Origin of the sequence: Roseixanthobacter finlandensis, from assembly GCF_043195105.2 — a bacterium.
Lineage (GTDB): Bacteria > Pseudomonadota > Alphaproteobacteria > Rhizobiales > Xanthobacteraceae > NCEH01.
This window is the reverse complement of record NZ_CM195536.1, coordinates 5,176,265-5,197,951: the sequence shown is the minus strand read 5'-3', so window position 1 is coordinate 5,197,951 and position 21,687 is coordinate 5,176,265. Positions and strand designations below refer to the sequence as shown.

Annotated in this window: 22 protein-coding genes; 20 read left to right on the top strand and 2 right to left on the bottom strand. The window is 67.2% G+C overall.

The genetic code is table 11. The annotated features are described in order from the left end of the window. Positions 1-42 precede the first annotated feature (42 nt). Together V5G24_RS24110 and V5G24_RS24105 are read left to right on the top strand one after the other, a co-directional pair. Entirely contained in the window at positions 43-738 is a 696-nt protein-coding gene (locus V5G24_RS24110; protein WP_394084399.1) for a cyclase family protein, read from the top strand. A 176-nt stretch (positions 739-914) separates the two neighbouring features. Beyond that, positions 915-2,321, top strand: a complete 1,407-nt coding sequence (locus V5G24_RS24105; protein ID WP_394084398.1) for an amidase family protein — start codon at positions 915-917, stop codon at positions 2,319-2,321. Positions 2,322-2,334: 13 nt separating this feature from the next. Here the strand turns inward: V5G24_RS24105 and V5G24_RS24100 are convergent, their stop codons facing one another. Further along, a complete protein-coding gene (locus V5G24_RS24100) occupies positions 2,335-2,745 on the bottom strand; it encodes a VOC family protein (protein WP_394084530.1) in 411 nt (136 codons plus the stop codon). A 186-nt stretch (positions 2,746-2,931) separates the two neighbouring features. Further along, positions 2,932-3,687, bottom strand: coding sequence for a GntR family transcriptional regulator (locus tag V5G24_RS24095; RefSeq protein WP_394084396.1), 756 nt, complete (start codon positions 3,685-3,687; stop codon positions 2,932-2,934). Positions 3,688-4,055: 368 nt separating this feature from the next. Between V5G24_RS24095 and V5G24_RS24090 the strand changes: the two genes are divergently transcribed. From V5G24_RS24090 to V5G24_RS24005, 18 genes are all read left to right on the top strand, one after another. After that, a complete protein-coding gene (locus V5G24_RS24090) occupies positions 4,056-4,754 on the top strand; it encodes an HpcH/HpaI aldolase family protein (protein WP_394084394.1) in 699 nt (232 codons plus the stop codon). Positions 4,755-4,800: 46 nt separating this feature from the next. Next, positions 4,801-5,682 carry a polysaccharide deacetylase family protein gene (locus V5G24_RS24085; RefSeq protein WP_394084392.1) on the top strand — a complete coding sequence of 294 codons (882 nt, stop codon included), beginning with the start codon at positions 4,801-4,803 and terminating at the stop codon, positions 5,680-5,682. An 8-nt stretch (positions 5,683-5,690) separates the two neighbouring features. Further along, complete coding sequence (locus tag V5G24_RS24080) at positions 5,691-6,398, top strand: fumarylacetoacetate hydrolase family protein (protein WP_394084390.1); 708 nt, start codon at positions 5,691-5,693, stop codon at positions 6,396-6,398. 3 nt (positions 6,399-6,401) lie between these two features. Then, entirely contained in the window at positions 6,402-7,298 is an 897-nt protein-coding gene (locus tag V5G24_RS24075; protein ID WP_394084388.1) for a polysaccharide deacetylase family protein, read from the top strand. Then, positions 7,295-8,155, top strand: coding sequence for a branched-chain amino acid ABC transporter permease (locus tag V5G24_RS24070; RefSeq protein WP_394084386.1), 861 nt, complete (start codon positions 7,295-7,297; stop codon positions 8,153-8,155). The genes V5G24_RS24075 and V5G24_RS24070 overlap by 4 nt, the downstream gene beginning before the upstream one ends. After that, a complete protein-coding gene (locus tag V5G24_RS24065) occupies positions 8,155-9,129 on the top strand; it encodes a branched-chain amino acid ABC transporter permease (RefSeq protein ID WP_394084384.1) in 975 nt (324 codons plus the stop codon). The genes V5G24_RS24070 and V5G24_RS24065 overlap by 1 nt, the downstream gene beginning before the upstream one ends. A 37-nt stretch (positions 9,130-9,166) precedes the next feature. Beyond that, positions 9,167-10,423, top strand: coding sequence for an ABC transporter substrate-binding protein (locus V5G24_RS24060; protein WP_394084382.1), 1,257 nt, complete (start codon positions 9,167-9,169; stop codon positions 10,421-10,423). Positions 10,424-10,566: 143 nt separating this feature from the next. Continuing rightward, positions 10,567-11,322 carry an ABC transporter ATP-binding protein gene (locus V5G24_RS24055; RefSeq protein WP_394084380.1) on the top strand — a complete coding sequence of 252 codons (756 nt, stop codon included), beginning with the start codon at positions 10,567-10,569 and terminating at the stop codon, positions 11,320-11,322. After that, positions 11,315-12,019, top strand: a complete 705-nt coding sequence (locus V5G24_RS24050; RefSeq protein ID WP_394084378.1) for an ABC transporter ATP-binding protein — start codon at positions 11,315-11,317, stop codon at positions 12,017-12,019. The genes V5G24_RS24055 and V5G24_RS24050 overlap by 8 nt, the downstream gene beginning before the upstream one ends. Positions 12,020-12,030: 11 nt before the next feature. Then, positions 12,031-12,249 carry a hypothetical protein gene (locus V5G24_RS24045; protein ID WP_394084376.1) on the top strand — a complete coding sequence of 73 codons (219 nt, stop codon included), beginning with the start codon at positions 12,031-12,033 and terminating at the stop codon, positions 12,247-12,249. After that, positions 12,246-13,658 carry an amidase gene (locus tag V5G24_RS24040; protein ID WP_394084374.1) on the top strand — a complete coding sequence of 471 codons (1,413 nt, stop codon included), beginning with the start codon at positions 12,246-12,248 and terminating at the stop codon, positions 13,656-13,658. The genes V5G24_RS24045 and V5G24_RS24040 overlap by 4 nt, the downstream gene beginning before the upstream one ends. A 307-nt stretch (positions 13,659-13,965) precedes the next feature. Then, positions 13,966-14,814, top strand: a complete 849-nt coding sequence (locus tag V5G24_RS24035; RefSeq protein ID WP_394084372.1) for an ABC transporter ATP-binding protein — start codon at positions 13,966-13,968, stop codon at positions 14,812-14,814. Continuing rightward, positions 14,801-15,652: an ABC transporter permease gene (locus V5G24_RS24030; RefSeq protein WP_394084370.1), complete on the top strand. Its 852-nt coding sequence runs from the start codon at positions 14,801-14,803 to the stop codon at positions 15,650-15,652. Before V5G24_RS24035 ends, V5G24_RS24030 begins: the two co-directional genes overlap by 14 nt. Before the next feature lie 34 nt (positions 15,653-15,686). Next, positions 15,687-16,670: an ABC transporter substrate-binding protein gene (locus tag V5G24_RS24025; RefSeq protein ID WP_394084368.1), complete on the top strand. Its 984-nt coding sequence runs from the start codon at positions 15,687-15,689 to the stop codon at positions 16,668-16,670. A 30-nt stretch (positions 16,671-16,700) separates the two neighbouring features. Beyond that, on the top strand, positions 16,701-17,408 hold the full coding sequence (locus V5G24_RS24020) for a GntR family transcriptional regulator (protein ID WP_394084366.1): 708 nt from the start codon (positions 16,701-16,703) through the stop codon (positions 17,406-17,408). A gap of 17 nt (positions 17,409-17,425) precedes the next feature. After that, complete coding sequence (locus V5G24_RS24015; protein ID WP_394084364.1) at positions 17,426-19,129, top strand: thiamine pyrophosphate-requiring protein; 1,704 nt, start codon at positions 17,426-17,428, stop codon at positions 19,127-19,129. Between the two features lie 32 nt (positions 19,130-19,161). Beyond that, a complete protein-coding gene (locus V5G24_RS24010) occupies positions 19,162-20,670 on the top strand; it encodes an aldehyde dehydrogenase (protein WP_394084362.1) in 1,509 nt (502 codons plus the stop codon). After that, the gene (locus V5G24_RS24005; RefSeq protein WP_394084360.1) at positions 20,670-21,662 is read left to right on the top strand and encodes an amidohydrolase family protein; all 993 of its coding nucleotides are present in this window, start codon (positions 20,670-20,672) and stop codon (positions 21,660-21,662) included. The genes V5G24_RS24010 and V5G24_RS24005 overlap by 1 nt, the downstream gene beginning before the upstream one ends. Positions 21,663-21,687: the final 25 nt, after the last annotated feature.

Sequence of the window (21,687 nt, the reverse complement as noted above, 5' to 3'; positions counted from 1 at the left end):
GCCAGCAATTCCCCCGAAAACCAAGCCCGCCAAGGAGCGACCATGTCCAAAGTCATCGACCTCTCCCTCCTCATCGAAGACAATATGCCGGCCCACAAGCTATTCCAGCGGCCGGTCATCACCACCCATATGAGCCATGAGGGCTCCAAGGGCCTCAATCTCGGCGTGCCCGGCGACGCCATGACCTTCCAGACCAATTTCATTGCCATGCTCGACCATGTGGGCACCCATGTGGACGCCTATCGCCATGTGAACCCGAACGGCGCGCCGGTGGACGAGATGCCGCTCGACATGTTCATGGGCAAGGCGGTGTGCTTCGACCTGCGCCACATCCCCGATCTCGGCGAAATCACCGTCGCCGACATGGAAGAGGCGGAGAAGAAGGCCGGCGTGAAAGTGGACGGCCATATCGTGCTGCTGTGCACCGGCTTCCATACGCGCAATTATCCGAGCCTGGATTCGGTCTGGAAAAACCCGCTCCTCACCGCCGAGGCGACCCGCTGGCTGTATGATCGCGGCTCGAAGATGCACGGCGTGGAAGGCCCTTCCACCGACAAGCCCACGGACAACATCTTCGCCCAGCACCGCCTGTGCCGCGACCTCGGGGTGAGCCATTGGGAATGGCTGGTGAACCTGGAGGAGCTGGTGGGCAAGGGCGAGTTCCAGTTCTTCGGCGCGCCGCTGAAGTTCAAGGGCGGCTCCGGCTCCCCGGTGCGCGCGTTCGCCATCCTCAACTGAGCGGGGCACAACGCCCCCTTTAATCGCAATATGCCCCCTCTCCCGCGTGCGGGGGAGGGTTGGGGAGGGGGCCGGCGAAGCCGGATGGGGTGCTTCATTCCCCAGCGCCTCTTCCCCCTCCCTGGCCCTCCCCCGCAAGCGGGAGAGGGAATCCTCGCCATACCCCGGAGAGCCCCATGTCCGCCGCATTCGACACCATGAGCGCGCTGGAGCTGCGCCGGCGCATCCGCACCCGCGATATCTCGCCCGTGGAGCTGACGCGGCGCGCGCTGGACAAGGCGCAGGCGACGCAAGGCACGCTGAACGCCTTCTTCGTGCTGATGGAGGACGAGGCCATGGCCGCCGCCCGTGTCGCGGAAGACGCGGTGATGAAAGGCGCGCCGCTCGGCCTGCTGCACGGCCTACCGTTCTCCGCCAAGGATTTGATGGCGGTGAAGGGCCAGCGCTATGCCTCCGGCTCGCGCGCCATGGCGGACAATGTCGCGAGCGTGGATGCGCCCGCGGTGGAGCGCGCCAAGGCGGCCGGCGGCATCCTGATCGGCAAGACCACCACCAGCGAATTCGGCTGCAAGCCGGTGGGCGATAGCCCGCTGACCGGCATCACGCGCCACCCCTGGAACCTCGACAAGACCCCCGGCGGCTCCAGCGCCGGGGCGGCGTCTTCGGTGGCGGCGGGGATCACGCCGTTCGCCCTCGGCACCGACGGCGGCGGCTCGGTGCGCATTCCCTGCGCTTTCACCGGGCTTGCCGGCATCAAGGGGCATTTCGGCCGCGTGCCGGTATGGCCCACCTCCGCGACCCCGACGCTGGCCCATGTGGGGCCCATCGCCCGTTCCATGGAAGACGCGGCGCTGCTGTTCTCGGCCATCGCCGGGCCCGACCGGCGCGACCCGTTCGGCGTCGCCGGTCCGGTGCCGGACGTGATGGGCGCGACAAAGGCTTCGGTCGCCGGCATGCGCGTCGCCTACAGCCCGACGCTCGGCTATGCCCGGCCCGACCCGGAGGTGTTGGCGATCACCGATCGCGCAGCCAAGACCTTCGAAAGCTTGGGCTGCGAGGTCGATCTCGTCGACAGCGTGTTCGATAGCGATCCGGCCGATCTGTGGACGGCGGAATTCTATGCCGGCGTCGGCATTCGCCTGCGGTCCTTCCTGGAAAACCAGCGCGATTTGCTGGACCCGGCGGTGGCCGAGGTGCTGGCTCCCGCGCTCGCCCAGGAGATGCGCAGCTATTACACCAGCGTATTCGAGCGCTATGCTTTGCGCGAGAAGCTGCGCGCCTTCTTCGAGCGCTACGACATCCTGATCTCGCCGGTGCTGCCCGTGACCTCGCTGGACGCCGGCAAGAATATTCCCGACAGCCTGCCGGACCGCAATCTGGTGTCCTGGGTGTTCTACACCTATCCCTTCAACCTCACCGGCCAGCCGGCCGGGGCGGTGTGCGCGGGGATCGCCGACGACGGCATGCCGGTGGGGCTCCAGATCGTCGCGCGCGCCTATTGCGAGGAAGATGTGGTGCGCGCCGCCTGCGCCTATGCCCGCACCCAGCCGGCCGGCTACAATGTGCGGGCCTTCGACGCCTGAGCGCGCCGCCGGCTCACAGAGCGGCCGGCGCCTCTTCTTCCCAGCGGACGGAAATCTCGATCAGATTGGCATCGGGATCGCGGATATAGACCGAGCGCAGCGGCATGGTCGCGCCGGTGCGCCGCACCGGGCCGGCGGCGATCGGCACCTCGCAGGCCGCAAGATGGGCGATCACCGCGTCGAGCGGCACCGCCGACAGCAGGCACAGATCCACCGAACCGGGCGTCGGGTGCTCTGCGATCGCGACGATATCCTGCTTCGAACGCCCGTCCTGAAGATTGAACTTCTGCGCGCCGAACGCGAGCGCGATCCGGTTCTCGCCGAATACCTCTTTGCGCATGCCGAGAACGCGGGTGTAAAATTCAACGGTGCGGTCAATGTCCGCCACCGTCAGCACGATGTGGTCGATGGATGCGATCTGCACGCCTGGTCTCCGGCAGGTGTATTCGGGCGGCGGAGCGTAGAACAGGCCGGCGCGGGCCGCCAGCGCCATGGCTCAGAGCCTGATCCGATCAGGTTGAACCAACTTGATCGGTGAATCAGTCTCGAAACATTCGCTAGAGAACGCGTTATCCGATCCGCTTGCGATGCAAGCCGATCGGCGCGTGCTCTAGCGCCGGCTTCGGGTGGGCGCGCGCCCGCTGATGGAGCGCACGAGGCCGGTCTTCACGCTCGCCACATGCTCGCGCATCAGCATTTCCGCGCGATAGGCATCGCGCAGCAGGATGGCGTCATAGATGCGGTGATGGTCCTCGTGGCGGCGGCGCACCTCGAGATATTCGAACGAGACCACGTTGCGGTGGGAGGATTGGGGCACGCTCTGGCACATGCGGATCATGTCGCCCAGCATGCGGCAGCGCGAGGCGGCGTGGATGGTGTCGTGGAAGGCGAAATTGACCGCGCCATAGCCGATCCGGTCGGATTCCTCCAATTCCTCCTTGGCGAGAATGGCGTCGCCATCGGCGAGCGCCCCCTCGATCACCGCCCGCTCCGCGTCGGTCAGCCCGCGCTCGGCGGCGAGCCGGGTCGCGAGCGATTCCAGCATGGTGCGGATCTCATAGGCATCGACGATCTCGGAGGTGAGGAACCGGCGCACCGAATAGCCGCGGTTCGGGGCATATTCCAGCAGCCCTTCACTCGCGAGCGATTGCAGCGCCGAGCGTACGGGGGTGCGCGAAACTCCGAGCCGCTCGCTGAGGCGCACCTCGTGAAGCCGCGCGCCGGGCTCGAAATCTCCGGAGAGAATCGAGGCGCGAATCCGGTCGGCGACGGAGAGCGAGCGGGTCGGCGCGCGCTCCGCGTCCGCGCCTTCGCCGAAAGAGTCCGGGGCGGTTTCGCCGAGCGCGTCGGAAACAATCGCTGACATGCCCGGTGGTCGCTCCTTTTGATCAGCCATAGCCGCCATACCCGAACCCACACGAGGATACAATCCAACCCACCCGCGAAGCCTGACTCCGGGGCGGAACCTGCCTCAGCTAGGACCGGGAAATGAACAGCTTCAAGCCTATATTGCGGGCAGAAGCGGGTGAATTTTTGAGCAAAAATTGTATACATTAATTATTGACGGTCATCAGATTGTACGCAATTTTTGAATTCTCCAGTCGCGCCAGGAAGGACTTCCGGCCCCATGTCCGCCCCCCTCGCCCCCGCAGGATCAGCCGCTCGCGCAGGCCGCGCTTCGTCCGCGCCGCCGGTCCGGGACGCGGCCCGCACGCCCTGTGGTGGAGACGGCGCATGAGGGTCCGCACCAGCCTCCCGCGCACCAAGGCCATGATCCTCGCGGGTCGCCCGATCCTGGCGGTCAATCCCGGCGGGGCGTCCCTGCCGGCGGTCGAGGCGCTCGCCGCCTGCGGCGCCGATTGCCTGTTCATCGATTGCGAGCGCACGGCGGTGTCGGTGGAAAGCGTGCCCATGCTCGCCCGCGCCGCCCAGGCGTGCGGCATGAGCGCGGTGGTGCGCTCGCCCTCCAAGGATCCCGCGATCCTCACCCGCTATTTCGATTGCGGCATCGACGGCTTGGTCCTGCCGCAGGTCGAAAGCGTGGAAGCCTGCGCCATGCTCCATGCCACGGCGCGCGCCGCCACCTGCGGCCGGGAAGCCGACCTGATGCTGATCGCCCAGATCGAGAGCGCGCAAGGCCATGCCCGGCTGGACGCCATCGCCGCCGCTCCCGGCATCGACCTGATCCTGGTGGGACCCAACGACCTCGCCCATTCCATGGGGTTCCTCGGCAATACGAGCCGCCCCGAACTGGTGGCCGCGGTGGACGACATCACCGCGCGCCTCGCCGCCGCCGGCCGCGCCTTCGGCCTGCCGGTGACCGAGCAGACCACCGCGCACTGGGTCGGGCGCGGCGCCACTTTCCTTTATGCGACGCTGGAATCCCTGCTGCGGCCCGGCGTGGCCGCCATCCGCCAGGCGGCCATCGCATGAGACACGCGCTTTTTTCCCGCATCGCTGAATTTCGCGGAGAGTTTCGATGACCCTGCTGCCGCGCGACCGCGCGCCCTATTCCGCCATTGTCGACCGCCCGCCGCTCAAGCTGCCCGGCAAGGCGCGCGTGGTTCTGTGGACCATCGTGAATTTCGAAGTGTGGGACATCGCCCGCCCCATGGCGCGCCAGGTTCTCCCCGCCCCCACCGGACAGGTGCTGTTGCCCGACGTGCCGAACTGGAGCTGGCACGAATACGGCATGCGGGTCGGCGCCTGGCGCTTCTTCAAGCTGTACGAGAAGCTCGGCATCCGCCCCACCCTCTCCATCAATGCCCGCGTCACCGAGGATTATGAGCGGGTCGCCGCCCAGGCGCGCGATGCCGGCTGGGAGTTCATGGGCCACGCCTATGACCAGGGGCCGATCCACAAGCAGGACGACCAGCGCGGCATGATCTTCCGCTCCATGGACATCCTGGAAAAATTCACCGGCAAGCGCCCCAAGGGCTGGCTCGGACCGGGCCTGACGCAGACCCTGGAAACCCCGGAGAACCTCGCCGAGGCGGGCGTGAAATATATCGGCGACTGGGTGTGGGACGACGAGCCCTGCGACATCACCACCGCCAAGGGCCCGCTGGTCACGCTGCCTTATACGGTGGAGCACAACGACATTCCCATGATGGCGGTGGCCCATCATGAATCGCCCTATTGGGTGCAGCGCTTCAAGGACAGCATCGACCGCCTGCACGCCGAAGGGGAAGAGCGGGCGAAGATCCTGGCGGTGGCGATCCACCCCTATATTTCCGGCCAGCCGCATCGCATCAAGTATCTGGAACAGATCTATGAGTATGCCGCCAGCCTCGGCGACGTGCTGTTCTGGAACGGGGAAGAGATCCTCGACTGGTACCAGGCAACGAAGACAAAGGCCTGAGCGCATCCATGAGCACCGCCTTCGCAATTCCCGTCCCTGAGATCGTCGCGCTGCCCGTGGTCGGCCGCGCGGCGCGCTTCCCGGTGCGCCGCGTCTATTGCGTGGGCCGCAATTATCTCGCCCATATCCGCGAGATGAAGGAAGCGGAAGACGAGCGCGATCCGCCCTTCTTCTTCCAGAAGCCGCGCGACAGCATCGTCGCGGACGGCGCCACCATTCCCTATCCCGCCGATACCCGCGATTTCCAATATGAGATCGAGCTGGTGGTCGCCATCGGCGCCACCGCCCGCAACATCGACCTCGCGCAGGCACAGGACGCCATCTTCGGCTATGGCATCGGCATCGACCTGACCCGCCGCGACCGCCAGCGCGATTGCCGCGACAAGCGCCTGCCGTGGGAAGCGGGCAAGGCGTTCGATCTTTCCGCCCCGTGCGGCCCGCTCTATCCCGCCGGCACCGGCGGCGATCCGGCGCGCGGCGCCATCACGCTGAGCGTCAATGGCGTCGAGCACCAGCGCGGCGACCTCGCGCAGATGATCTGGAACGTGCCGGAAATCGTCGCCAATCTCTCGCGCTCCTATCGCCTGGAGCCGGGCGACCTCATCATGACCGGCACCCCCGCCGGGGTCGGCGAGATCCATCCCGGCGACCGCGTCCTCGGCGCCATCGACGGCTTCGGCACCTTAACCCTCACCATCGGCGAACCGGAGGCCTGAGACATGCTGCCCACCGAGCGCATCGCCTTTTCCCCCATTTCCCGCCGACCCAAGCTGACCCTGCCGGGCGGCGCCCGCATGGCGGTGTGGGTGATCGTCAATATCGAGGAATGGAACCCGCGCGAGACCATGCCGCGCACCGTCCTCACCCCGCCGGCCGGCGGCTCGCCCACGCCCGACATCCCCAATTGGGCCTGGCACGAATACGGCAATCGCGTCGGCTTCTGGCGCATGCTGGAAGTGTTCGACGATTTCGCCCTGCCGGCTGTGCTCGCCATCAACGGCTCGGCCATTTCCAGCTATGCGCCGATCGCGGAAGCGGCGCTGGAGCGCAAATGGGAATTCATGGGCCACGGCTTCTCGCAGAAGAACATGCAGAAGGTGCCCGACGAGCGCGAGGACATCGCCAAGACCACGCAGGCCATCGCAGCCTTCACCGGCAAGCGCCCGCGCGGCTGGCTGGGGCCGGGCCTCACCGAGACCTGGGAGACCCCCGACATCCTGGTGGAACAGGGCTATGATTATGTCTGCGACTGGGTGCTGGACGACCAGCCGGTGGTGCTGAAGACCCGCACGACGCCGATCGTCAATATTCCCTACACCCAGGAATGCAACGACGTGGCGATGATGCTGATCCAGCATCACAAAGCGAGCGAATATTACGATCGCGCCATCGACCAGTTCGAGCAGATCCACCATGACAGCCGCGACAGCGCGCGCATCATGGCCCTGGTGGTGCATCCCTACATCATGGGCGCGCCGCACCGGCTGAAGCATTTCCGCAAGATCTTCGAGACCATGAAGGCGAAGGACGACGTCGCCTTCATGACCGGGGAACAGATCTACGACTGGTATCTCGGCCAGCGGCCCGACGCCCTCAGCGTGGCGGATGCGGGATGAACAGCCTCAACGCCTTCCAGCTCCTCAACGGGCTCACCTTCGCGGCGCTGCTGTTCATCGTGGCCTCGGGCTTCACGCTGATCTTCGGCCTGCTGCGCATCGTGAATCTTGCGCACGGCGCGCTGTACCTGCTGGGCGGCTATGCGGGCTATGCGGCGGCGAGCGCCACAGGCAATTTCTTCCTCGGCATCCTCGCCGCCATGGCCGTGGTGGCGGCGACCGGGCTGGTGCTCGACCAAGGCCTGCTGCGCTTCGTGCGCGGATATGAATTGCGCCAAGTGCTGCTGACGCTGGGCGTCGCCTTCATTCTGAACGACATGACGCTCGTGATCTTCGGCGGCGATACCTACACGGTGCCGGCGCCGCAATTCCTGCGCGGGGCGGTGCGCTTCTCCGGGATGTTCTATCCCAAGTATCGCCTGTTCGTGCTGGCGCTGGGCATTCTCATCTTCGTCGCGCTCTGGCTGCTGCTCAACAAGACCCGGCTCGGCGCCCTGATCCGCGCCGGGGTGGACGATCCGGAAACCATCGAGGCGATGGGCATCAACATCCGCCGCATCTTCCTGCTCACCTTCATGCTGGGCGCGGCGCTGGCCGGGCTCGGCGGGGCGGTGGGCGGCGCCTTCCTCACGCTTTACCCGAGCGCGGATGCGGAGATCCTCGTGTTCTCGCTCGCGGTTGTGATCATCGGCGGACGCGGCAGCCTCGTCGGCGCGGCGGTGGGGGCGCTGATCGTCGGGCTGCTGAATACGGTGGGACAGGTGATGTTCCCGGAATTCGCTTATTTCGTCATCTTCGGCCCCATGGCGGCGATCCTCGCCTTCCGCCCGCTCGGCCTGTTCGGAAAGGCGGCGTGATGGCCTCCCCCGTTCCCAATCCCGCCCCGCTCCCCGCCCGGGAAACCGGCATGTCGCGCCTCGCCCTGGGCGCCATCGCGCTCGGCGCGCTCGCGTTCGCGGTGCTGCCGCTGATCCTGCCGACCTATCAGGTGAGCATCCTCACCGAAGTCTTGATCTTCGCGGTGCTGGCCATGGCGGTGGACATACTCGCCGGCTACACCGGCCGCACGCCCCTGTGCCATGGCGCCATCTTCGGCGTCTCCACCTATGTGGTGGTCTATTGGACCTCGCATATGGGCGGCTCGGCTTATGTGGGCGTGGTTCTGGGCATCGCGGCGGCGACCTTTGTCGCGGCGATCTTCGCCTTGCTGGCGATCCGCACCTCCGGGGTCTATTTTCTGCTGCTGACCCTCGCGCTCGGCATGATCGTGTGGGGCGTGTGCCTGCGCTGGACCAGCGTCACGGGCGGGGAAAACGGCCTGCGCGGCGCGGTGCGGCCCGCCGCCCTCGCCGATGGATTTTCCTTCTATTACGCGGTGTTCGCGGCGGTGGCCGTGGTCGCCTTCGTGATGTGGCGGTTCGTGCGCTCGCCGTTCGGGCTGACGCTGCGCGGCATCCGCGACAGCGAGAGCCGCATGCGCTCGCTCGGCTACAACGTGCCGGCGCACCTGTTCCTGGCCTTCACCGTCTCCGGCTTCTTCGCCGGTATCGCCGGGGCGCTCTACGCCATGTTCAACGATTTCGTCAGCCCCTCCACGGTCGGCCTCTCCCAATCGGTGGAAGGGCTGCTGATGGCGATCACCGGCGGGGTCGGCACGCTGTTTGGCGCGTTCATCGGATCCTTCGCCATCATCGGGCTGGAAAATCTCGTCAGCCTCTACACCGAGCGCTGGCAGAGCGTGCTCGGCGCAATGTTCGTTCTGATCATGATCTTCGCCCCCGAAGGCATCCTCGGGCGCATTCGCAGCTTTGTGGCGCAACGACGCCGCTGAAGACGACAACAATCAATTCCAGACAGGAGCGGGACAGATGGATCGCAGGACGTTTCTGAAATCAAGCGCCGCGCTGGCCGCCGTCGGCACCGTGGCGATGCCTTATGTCGCCCGCGCGCAGGCGAGCGGACCGATCAGGATCGGCGTCATGGCGCCGCTCACCGGAGTGGTCGCCGCCGGCGGCCGCGAGATGGTGGACGGCTTCAACATGTATTGGGAAGAGCGCGGCTTCCAGTCCGGTGGCCGCAAGGTGGAAATCGTCGTGGAAGACGACGCCTCCAACCCCGATACCGCGCTCCAGAAGGCCCGGCGCCTGGTGGAGCAGGCCAATGTGGACATGCTGTTCGGCAATCTGCTTGCCAACACCGGCCTTGCGGTGGCGAATTACGTGAAGGGCAACGGCATGCCCTATTTCATCCCGATCATCGCCGCCGACGATCTCACCCAGCGCCACCGCATCAAGAACGTGATCCGGGTCGCCGGCTATACCGCGAGCCAGTTCCCCCGTCCGCTCGCCGACTGGTGCCTGAAGCAGGGCTATCGCAAGGTCGCCACCATCAGCCAGGACTATACGTTCGGGCATGAGCAGTGCGGCGGCTTCTGCCAGACCTTCACCGAGGGCGGCGGCCAGGTGCTGGGCCAGTTCTGGCACCCGCTCAACACCTCCGACTTCAGCCCCTATCTCGGCCAGCTCGCCAATCTCGGCGCCGACGTGATCTTCTGCATGGAGACCGGGGCGGATGCCGCGCGCCTGATGCAGCAATATGCGAACTTCGGCCTGAAGGGCCAGATTCCGCTGGTGGGCGCCATGAACGTCACCGACCAGTCGGTGATCCGCACCATGGGCGATGAGGTCGAGGGCGTCGTGGTCGCCGCGCATTTCGCCGAAGGCTCGGACAATCCGCGCACCAAGGAGTTCGTGGCCGCGTACGGCAAGAAATTCTCCAAGCTGCCTTCGCTCTACGGCTTCTCCATGTATTCCGGCGCCATGTGGATCGACGAGGCGCTGAAGCCGCTCAACGGCGCGACCGCCGACCGCGCGGCGTTCCTGGCTTCTGTGATGAAGACGGACCTCGCCAACTCGCCCCTCGGCACCACCGTGAAGCTCGATGCCTTCGGCAATCCGATCTACGACGTGTCGATCCGCAAGGTGGTCAAGAATGCGGACGGCAAATACTGGAACGTACCGATTGCCACCTATCCGCAGGTGTCGCAATTCTGGAAGTATGATCCGGAAACCTACATGAAGCAGCCGCCCTATTCGCGCGACTTCCAGGGCATCAAGAAAAGCTGAATGCCGCAGCGGAGCCGCCTCTTCCCCCCTTTGGAGGCTCCGCATCGGCTGGCGAGAGGGGTGGGCTCAGCCCTGACGCCGACCCCTCTCGCTTTCCCCTTCGCCGGCAGGCTCGCCGGCATCGAACCGAGGCGCCCCGCGTCGTGACCGATTTTCTGCAACTCGATTCCGTCACGGTCCAATTCGGCGCGCTGCGCGCCGTGGATGGCGTGTCGATCCGCGTCCGAGAGGGCGAGCGGCGCGCCATCATCGGCCCCAATGGCGCCGGCAAGACCACTTTGTTCAACGCCATCACCGGCGTCGTCGCCGCCACCTCCGGCCAGGTGATCTTCGCCGGCACGGACGTGACCCGCGCGCCGGTGCATGCGCGCGCCCTGCGCGGCATGAGCCGGACCTTCCAGATCACCAATCTGTTTCCCAACCTCACGGTGGCGGAGAATATGCGCCTCGCGGTGCGGGGCCTCTCGCCGCGCAAATTCTCCTTCTTCGGCACGGACGCGCTGGATGCGGAGGAAACCCGCCGGGCCGGCGCGGCGCTGGAGATTTCCCGCCTGCACACGCGGCGCGACGCGGCGGTGAAGGAACTCTCCTATGGCGAACAACGCCAGCTGGAAATGGCCATGGCCCTGGTCGCCCAGCCCAAGCTGCTGCTGCTGGACGAGCCCGCCGCCGGCCTCTCCCCGGCCGAGCGCGTGATCGTCTCCGACATCATCCGCGCCCTGCCGCGCGCGCTGACCCTGGTGCTGATCGAGCACGACATGGACCTGATCCTCTCGCTGGTGGACTACGTCACCTGTCTCAACAACGGCAAGCTGCTGGTGGAGGCGCCGCCGTCGGAAATCCGTGGCAACAGCGACGTCCAGGACGTCTATCTCGGCAAGGCGCGGCACAATGCTTGAGGTCGAGGACATCCATTCCTATTACGGCGACGCCCATGTGCTGCACGGCGCGCGCCTGAATGTCGGGACGCGCGAAGTGGTGGCGCTGCTCGGCCGCAACGGCATGGGCAAGACCACGCTCATCCGCTCCATCATGGGGCTGTCGCCGCCCAATGTGCGGCAGGGCGCGGTGCGCTGGAAGGGCAAGAGCCTGCTCGGCGTCGCCCCCCATCTCATCGCCCGCAGCGGCATCGCCCTGGTGCCCCAGGGCCGGCGGCTGTTTCCCTCGCTCACCGTGACCGAGCACCTCACCGTGCTCAAGCCCGCCAGCGCGACCCATGGCTGGACGGTGGCGAAGGCCTTCGAATTCTTCCCCCGCCTCGGCGAGCGGCGCCACCATCGCGGCAACCAGCTCTCCGGCGGCGAGCGGCAGATGCTCGCGGTGGCGCGCGCGCTGATGATCGACCCCGAGCTGATCCTGATGGACGAGCCCTCCGAGGGCCTCGCGCCGGTGATGGTGCAGCATCTCGAAGGCATCATCGCCGAATTGAAGCGCGCCGGGCTCTCCATTCTTCTGGTGGAGCAAAATCTCTACAGCGCGCTGGCGGTGGCCGACCGGGTCTACATCCTGGAAACCGGACGCGTGGTACATGAGGCGCCCGCCGCCGAGATCGCCCGCCAACCCGAAACCCTGACCCGCTTCCTCGGCGTGCACTGAAAGGCCTCACCATGACCGAAGATGATTGGACGAGCCGCATCCGCGCGCTCAACGGTGTCACCCTCGATCCCGCCCAGGCGGCGGCGGCGCGCGACGTGGCGCTGGCGATCAACGCGACCATCGAGGCGGGCGCGAGCGAGCGGATCACGCTCGCCGATGCGCCCTGGAGCTTCGCCACCCTGTGCGCCAGCTTCGCCGCGCCAAGCACCGACACGAAGGCAAAGCCATGAGCGAAATGCAGGAATGGGGCGTTGTCGCCACGGCCGACGCCATCGCGAAGGGTGAGGCTTCCGCCGAGCAGGTGGCCAATCTCGCCCTCGACCGGCTGGAGCGCATGGGACCGCGCTTCAACGCCATCATGCTGATCACCCGCGATAGCGCGCTGGAAGCGGCGCGCGCGGTGGATCAAGCGCGGGCGCGGGGGGAAAAGCTCGGCCCGCTGGCCGGCGTGCCGCTCGCCCATAAGGATCTCTATTACCGCGCCGGGCGCGTGTGCACCGGCGGTTCGCTGATCCGCAAGGATTTCGTCCCCGACACCACGTCCACCGCCCTGGAGCGGCTGGACGCGGCGGGCGCGCTCGATCTCGGCACGCTGCACCTCGCCGAGCTCGCGCTCTCGCCCACCGGCTTCAACGCCCAATATGGCCACGGGCTGAACCCCTGGAACACCGCTTATGGACCGGGCGGCTCGTCCTCCGGCTCCGGCGCGGCGGTGGCGGCGCGGCTGGTGCCGGCGGCGCTCGGCTCGGATACGGCGGGCTCCATTCGCCATCCCGCCGGCATGTGCGGCATCACCGGCATCAAGCCCACCCACGGCCTGGTGCCTCTTTATGGCGCCATGCCGCTCGCGCCCTCGCTGGATACGCTCGGCCCGCTCGCCACCAGCGCGCGGGACGCGGCGCGCATCCTGTCCGTGATCGGCGGGCCGGATCCGCGCGACGCCTCCAGCGTGAACGCGAAGGTGTACGATTATGAGGCCGCGCTGACGGGCGATCTCTCCGGCCTCACCATCGCGGTGCCGCAGGCCTATTATCGCGAGGCCGCGACGCCCGAGATCAACGCCCTGCTGGACGAGAGCCTGCGCGTGATGAAGGACGCCGGCGCACGCGTGATCGAAACCGCAGTGCCGGACATGGCGCTGATCAACGCCCTGATCATGCTGGTGATGGCGGTGGAGGGCGCGACCCTGCATCGCAAGGCGCTGGTGGAGCGGCCGCAGGACATCGGCGCCCAGGTGCGCGCGCGCCTGATGCCGGGCCTTTCGTATCCCGCGACGCGCTATGCCGAGGCGCTGATGATGCGCGGCACCATCGCCCGCGAATGGCTCGCCACCGCCATGGGCGAGGCGGACATGGTGCACATTCCCACCTTCGCCATTCCCGTGCCCTCGATCGCGGAGACCACACAGGCGGATTTCGCGACCGTGCTCGGCAAGCTCACCCATTGCACGCGCGGCATCAATTATCTCGGCCTGCCGGCGGTGGCGGTGCCGTGCGGCTTCACCGACAACGGCCTGCCCGCCTCGTTCCAGCTGGTCGGCCGCCCCTATGGCGAAGACCTGCTGCTGCGCGCGGCCGACGCCTATCAGCAAAGGACCGATTTTCATAAGCGCATCCCGCCGGACTGCGGCGCGCTGTAGGGCACGCGCCGATCAGCTTGCATCGCAAGCTGATCGGATAACGCGTGCTCTAACATAGATTTAGGCCCGATCCGGGCCAGCGACCCCGGCGGCACGACCGCCGACACATGCGGCGGGGCGTTTCTCCCCCGCCGCCCACGCCTGAAGCACGCCCCTCCAAAGCGGAGGCGGCGCGCTTCGGCGCGTCTGCATTTGTGAAAAATCTACTTTTTAATCAACGACTTGCATAAAATTTGCGCTTGACCAATACGGCGCCAATACGTCTCATGCGGACAAATATCTGATCCGATATATCGCTGAGGATGACATGTCCCGCGTCGAAATCCGCAATCTGCGAAAGACCTATTCGGTCCCCGGTGGGAGCCAGGTGGTGGCCCTCCAGGACTTCAGCCTGGACATCGCCACCGGCGAGTTCATCTGCCTGCTCGGCCCGTCCGGCTGCGGCAAGACCACCGCCCTCAACATCGTCGCCGGCCTGCTCAAGCAGTCGGGCGGCGAAGTGCGGGTGGACGAGCGCAAGGTGACCGGTCCCGGTCCCGACCGCGCCTATGTGTTCCAGGACTACGCGCTGTTTCCCTGGCTGACGGTGGCCGAGAACGTCGCCTTCGGCCTGGAATCCCAGGGCTGGCAGAAGACGCCCCGGCTGGAGCGGGCGCGTGCGATCCTCGCCGTCATGGGGCTCGACAAATTCGCCGACGCCTTTCCCAAGCAGCTTTCCGGCGGCATGCGCCAGCGCGTCTCCATCGCCCGCGCCCTCGCCGTCAATCCCAAGGTGCTGCTGATGGACGAGCCGTTCGCCGCGCTCGACGCCTTCACCCGCGCCCAGCTCCAGGACGAATTGCTCTCGATCTGGGAAGCGCTCAACAAGACGGTGCTGTTCGTGACCCACAATATCGACGAAGCGGTGCAGCTCGCCGACCGCATCGTCGTCATGACCTCCCGGCCCGGCCGCATGAAGCTGGTGGTCGAGAACGATCTTCCCCGGCCGCGCGACGTGACTTCTCCGGCCTATCTCGAACGCGTCAACCAGGTGCGCGCCTCGCTCGGCGAGGAGATGGGCCTCGGCCATCACAAGACCTATCGCGGCCTCGCGGACATTCTCGGCGCCGGCGTGCCGGCCCCGGCGCAGGAAGGAGCAAGCCATGTCGCCAATTGATGCGACCCCCGCCGCCGTCGCGGAGCGCGGCCCCCGCTCGGTCATGGACCGCCTGCGCGGCCCCCGCTCCACCCGCTTCGCCCATGCGGCGGTGGGATATCTGTTCCTCGTCGGCGTGATCCTGCTCTGGCATCTCGCCGCCAGCTCCGGCATCTATCCGCGCCATCTCCTGCCGACCCCGATGGAAGTGGCGCAGGCGGTGCGCGAAGCGTTCGCCGACGGCGACCTGATCCACAATGTGACGCGCTCCCTGGAACGCCAGGTGGTCGGCTATGTGGCTTCCGTGATCGTGGGCCTGCCGCTCGGCCTCGTGGTCGGCTGGTCCCGCTGGACGCAGAGCGCGCTGCAGACCACGATCCGCATCATCTATCCCATTCCCGGCGTTGCCTGGGTGCCGCTGGCGATCCTGTGGTTCGGGCTCGGCTTCAAGTCGATCATCTTCGCCATCTTCATCACTGCCGTGTTCCCGATCCTGGTGAACACCGCCGCCGGCGTCGCCGCCATCGACGAGCAATATATCCGCGTGGTGAAGGTGTTCGGCACCAAGCCGCTGCGCGCCTTCCTGCGGGTGGTGATCCCGGCCGCCATGCCGTTCATCCTCACCGGCCTGCGGCTCGGCTACGGCACCGGCTGGCGCGTGATCATCAGCGCCGAGATCCTCGCCGCCACCGACGGCCTCGGCTTCATGATCGACAACGCCCGCTGGCAGCTGCGCCCGGACCTCGTGATCGGCGGCATGCTCATCATCGGCATCGTGGGATTGCTGGTGGAGACCGTGTTCTTCGACTGGCTCGAACGCCGCACCATCGGCCGCTGGGGCATGCAGCGCACCGACTGACCCTCCCTTCCAGAGCAGAACAGGAAAAGCCGACATGACAAGGCACGGATTTTCGTTCCGACCCGGGCGGTTGATCGCAGCCCTCTCGCTATGCGCCGCCACGCTGTTCGGCGCGGCGCAGGCGAGCGCCGCCGAGCCCTATCGCCCGCGCATCTTCGCCGGCTATCCCGGATGGGATCACCTGATGCCCTTCCTCGACGAGGAACTAGGCATCTGGAAGGCCTATGGCATCGACCCGATATTCGACAGCGGCTCCTCCCAGCGCGTGAGCCAGGTGCTCCAGACCGGGGAATGGGACGCGGCCTATACCCAGATCGCCACCGCCCTCACCTATCGCGCGCGCGGTCTGCCGATCGTCATCGCCGGTGCCTCCAGCTACGGCTCGGCCACCGTGGTGGCCCGCAAGGACCTCGCCTCGGAGAAGGACATCAAGAATTTCGGCATCGTGCGCCAGCTCGATACCATGCACCTGCTCGCCGCCGAGCACATCCTGCCGAGCCACGGCATCGATCCCAAGGGCGTGAAATTCATCCAGGTGCCCCCGCCCGAGGCCGGCATCGCCCTCGAGCGCAAGGATATCGACGCCTATTACGTCTATGAGCCCTACGCCTCGCAGATGATCGAGAAGGGCCAGGCCAAGCTTCTGTGGGACTGGCGCGAGGTGTTCGCCAACGGCCAGATCTACCGCAACGCGCTGGTGCTGAACGAAGACTTCATCAAGGCCCACCCCGAAGAGGCCCGCAAGGTGGTGTGGGCGCACCTCGCCGCGCTCGACATCATCCAGAAGGACCCCAAGCGCGCCGCCGAAGTGCTCGCCCGCCGCGCCAAGACCACCGTGGACCAAGCCATGCTCGGCTACGCCAAGGCGGGCTGGGACCAGCGCACCATTCCCGAGGATTTCCTCAAGCTCACCGAGGACGATCTGATCAAGTGGAAGGTGCTGCGGGCCCCGATCGACCTCAAGGCGGCGGTGGATTTTTCGCTCCAGCAGGGATACCGCCCGCCAGACGCGAAGTGAGCGGATGAATCCCCAGCGAGGACGACCATCATGGGCCTGACGGACGGCGAGAAACTGCTTCTCGGCAGCATTCCAAGCCGCAAGGACGCGGTGCTTCAAGTGCTGCGCAACGCGATCATCGAGGGGCGGCTGGGACCCGGCGCGCGCCTCGAACCGGACCGCATCGCCGCCGACCTCGGATGCAGCCGCATGCCGGTGCGCGAGGCGCTCAAGGTGCTGGAAGTGGAGGGCCTCGTCACCTGCTATCCGTTCCGCGGCACCGAGGTGTCGCAGCTGCGGGCCGAGGAGGTGGCGGAGCTGTTCGCCATGCGCACCGCCCTCGAATGCCTCGCTCTGACGCGGTCGGTCCCCAACCTCACCGACCAGGAGCTCGCCAAGATGGGCGAGATCCTGGCCACCATGGATGCGCCGCAGGACCGGGCGCGCTGGCGCGAGCTGAACCAGCGCTTCCATTCCATCATCAATGCCGCCAGCGGCTGGCCGCGCCTCGTGGAACAGATCGACGTGCTGCGCCGGAACGTGGAACGCTACGTGCGCATCTGGGTCGACAGCGCGGGATACGAGACGCCCCAGCGCCAGCACTGGGCGTTGTACGAGGCCTGCCGCGCCCGCGATGTGGGCGCGGCGCAACGGGTGCTGACGGAGCATTTCCGCGACACCGCCGACATGGTGCAGCGGGTGGCCGCCGAACGCGCGAGCGCCTCCCCCGCCCCGCCGCACCCCGCCGAGACGCACTGACTTTCAAAGGACCGAACATGCCGACAGTCGCGGAATGGTTCCTGCGGGGCCTCGCGCTCCATGACGTGGACGCCATCTTCATCAATCCCGGCACCGATACGCCGGCGCTCCAGGAAGCCTATGCCAGCCTGACCCACCAGCAGGTGAAGCTGCCCAAGCTCGTCACCTGCCCGCACGAGGTGATTGCCTGCGCGGCAGCGCAAGGGGCCTATCTCACCACCGGCCGCGCCCAGGTGGCGCTGGTGCATGTGGACGTCGGCACGGCCAATGCCGCCGGCGCCCTCAACGATGCCCGCGCCTCCCAGATCCCGGTGCTGCTGTGCGCCGGCATGTCGCCGTCCGCGCTGGATTCCTCGGTGCCCGGCGGGCGCTCGAAATTCATCAATTGGCACCAGGACGTGCCGGACCAGCACGCTTTGGTGCGCAATTACACCAAGTGGACGCAGACCATCTCCGTACCCGCCGCCATCGGCCCGGCCGTGGACCGCGCGTTCCAGATCGCCAATAGCGAGCCGCAGGGCCCGGTCTACATGGCGTTCCCGCGCGAGACGCTGATGAGCGAGCTTGCCGACGGCGGCCTCATCGGCCCGGCGCGCATCCGCTCCGTGCGCCAGGGCACGCTCTCCACGGACGAGGCGGAAGCGATCGTCGAGCGCCTCATCGCCGCCCGCAATCCGCTGCTGGTGACCGCCTATGTCGGCCGCACGCCGGAACTGCGCCGCGCCTTCGTGGCGCTGGCGGAACTGACCGGCGCCGGCATCACCGAATATCGCGGGCGCTTCAACGCGCCGCTCGAGCACCCCCAGCACCTCGGCTTCAACCCGGAGCAGCAGGTGGTGGAAGCCGACCTGATGGTGGTGGTGGATCACGACGTGCCGTTCGTGCCCGCCGATCTCACCTTGCAGGACGACGTCCACATCATCCACATCGGCAATGATCCGATCCAGCAGCGCTGGACCACCTGGGGCTTTCCCAGCGACACGGTGCACAGCGTGAACGTGGGTCGCGCCCTCGACGCCCTCATCGCCGTCGCGCGCACCCGCGCGGACGATCCGCGCCTCGCGGCGCGCAAGGCGAACATCGCGGCGCGCCATGAGAAGATGATGGCGGACCGCGACCAGCGGCGCGCGGCGGCGCTTTCCGGCGGCGCCATCTCGCCCATGGAAGTCGGTGCGATCCTGGCCCGCGTCGCCCCCGAGGCGATGGTGATCGAGGAGGCCGTGACCTCCGGCAATCCCTTCGCCTATGGCTTCACGCCCGGCGAAGAGGGCAGCTATTTCCGCAACGGCGGCTCCTATCTCGGCTGGGCGCTCGGCGCTTCGCTGGGCGCGCGGCTCGGCGATCCCGACCGCCTGGTGGTGACCGTGGTCGGCGACGGCGCCTTCATGTTCGGCGCACCGACGCCGGCCCTGTGGGCCGCGCGGCAGAACGGCGTGCCGCTGCTGGTGATCGTGCTGAACAACGAGAGCTATAATTCGGTGGTCCTCGCCTCGCGCCAGGATTTCCCGGACGGCGCGCAGGAGCAGTTCGGCCATGTGGGCAGCCTGCTGCCCCAGTCGCCGGCCTTTGAGACTCTGGCGGAAGCGTGCGGCGCCTTCGGGCGGCGCGTCACCCGCATGGACGAGGTGGAACCGGCGCTGCTTGAAGCGCTCGCGGCGGTGCGCTCGGGCCGCAGCGCCGTACTCAACATCATGACCGAAGCCTCGCGGCGGCCGCTCTGAGCCCGTCGCCTTCCCAGATCGAGGAGAGTGCCATGTTCACCCCCGGTGGAGCGGAACCGCTCGGCCTTTACATCAACGGCGCCTATGTGCCCTCGGCCTCGGGCCGTGTGCTCGACGTGCGCAATCCCAAGAACGGAACGCTCGTGGGGCGCGTCGCGGAAGGCGATGCCGCCGACATCGAGCGCGCCGTCCAGGCGGCGGAAGCCGCTTTCCCCATCTGGTCCGGCCTCACCGGGGCCGAGCGCGGCGACATCATGCATCGCGCCGCGGCGATCCTGAAGGCGCGCCTTCCCGAGATCGTCGGCATCGAGGTGGACCAGATCGGCCGCGCGCGGCGCGAGATGACCGCCCAGCTGGCGCGCCTGCCGGAATGGTTCAGCTATTTCGGCGCCGTCGCCCGCACCCATGAAGATACGGTCCCCCCGTTCGGCGGCAATTATCTCAACTATACCCGGCGCGTGCCGCTCGGCGTGGTGGGGCATGTCACGCCCTGGAACCACCCGCTGCTGATCCTGGTGAAGAAGGTGGCGCCCTCCATGGCGGCCGGCAACACCATGGTGGTCAAGCCGAGCGAACTGGCGCCCATCACGCCATTGCTGCTCGCCGAGGTGTTCAAGGAAGCCGGCGTACCGGACGGCGTCTACAATGTCGTACCCGGCTATGGCGCGAGCGCGGGCCATGCGCTGACCACCCATCCCCGCATCAAGAAGATCGACCTGACCGGCGGCACCGAGACCGGCAAGGCGGTGGCGGCGCTCGCCGCGCAGAACCTCACCAAGGTCTCCGCCGAGCTCGGCGGCAAGGCCTCGGTCGTGGTGTTCGGCGATACCGATGTGGAGCGGGCGGTCTCCGCCACCCTGTTCGCCTCCTTCATCGCCGCCGGCCAGACCTGCGTGCAGGGCGCGCGCCTGGTGGTGCACCGCTCGATCCATGACGCGGTGGTGGAAAAGCTGGTGGCCCGCGCCAATGCGATCCGCATCGGCGATCCCCAGGACCCGGCGACCCAGATGGGCCCCTTGGTCTCCGAGAAGCAGCGCGCCTTGACCGAGCGCTATGTGAACATCGGCCTCGCCGAGGGCGCGACCCTGGCGGCGGGCGGGCGGCGGCCGGAAGGCGCGCAATTCGACACCGGCTTCTTCTTCACGCCGACCATCTTCACCGACGTCACCAACGACATGCGCATCGCCCAGGAGGAGATCTTCGGGCCGGTGGTGTGCGTGCTGCCGTTCGAGACCGAGGCGGAGGCGATCGCGCTCGCCAACGGCACCATCTTCGGCCTCGCGACCTCCATCTGGACCCGCGAACTGTCCCGCGCCCACCGCGTCGCCCACGCCATGCAGAGCGGCATCGTGTGGATCAACGACCACCACCGCATCGATCCCTCCTCCCCGTGGGGCGGGTTCAAGATGAGCGGCATCGGGCGCGAGAACGGCCTGATCGCCTACCAGGAATACACCCAGATCCAGAACGTGATCGTCAACCTCTCCGATGCGCCGTTCGACTGGTACGCGGAAGACGGTGTCGAAAAGAGGTATTCGTGATGCGTATCGACATCCACAGCCACGTCATCCCCCCGCGCATTCTCGACGCCATCGCCGCCGATCCCAAGGGATTTGCCGCCCGCGTCGAGGGCACGGGCGCGCAGCGGCGGATGGTGCACGAGCAGGGCTATGTCTATCCCCTGTTCGAGGAATTCATCGACCCCGCCGCCAAGCTGAAGGTGATGGACCGCAAGGGCCTCGACCTCTCCATCGTCTCCACCGCCCCGCCCATGTTCTATTATTGGGCCGAGCCGGAGCTCGCCGCCACCGCCGCTCGGCTCGTCAATGACGGCATCGCCGAAATGGTCGCGACCGCGCCGGACCGCCTGCGCGGCATGGCGAGCGTGCCCATGCAGCATCCCGAGCTGGCGGTTGCGGAGCTGGAGCGGGCGGTGAAGACCCATGGCTTCCGCGCGGTCGAGATCGGCACCACCATCGAGGGCGTGCAGCTCGCCGATCCGCGCTTCCGCCCATTCCTGCGCAAGGCGCGCGACCTCGGCGTGCTGGTGTTCATCCACCCCTATTATGTGGGCGCGAAAGCGGGGCTGGAGGCCTATTACCTCACCAATCTCGTGGGCAATCCCGTCGACACCACCGTGTCGCTGGCGAACCTTTTGTTCTCGGGCGTGCTCGACGAACTCGCTGGGCTGAAGCTGCTGGTGGCCCATGGCGGGGGCTATCTGCCCTATCAGATCGGTCGCCTGGTGCACGGGCAGAAAGTGCGCGCCGAGCCCAAGGCGCTCACCACCTCCTCGCCGCGCGACCTGCTGCGCACGCTCTATTTCGACACCATCCTGTTCGACCCGCAGGCGCTGCGCCATCTGGTGGACGTGGTGGGCGCGGACCATGTGGTGCTCGGCACCGACGCGCCGTTCGACATGGGCGACGAGACCCCGCTGGAGAGCCTCGCCGCCGTGCCCGGCCTTTCAGAGGCGGAGCGCGAGCGCATCGGCGCCGGCACCGCGCTGGCTTTGCTGGACGGGGCGGCGTGACCCTCGCCCGGTCTTACCGTTAACA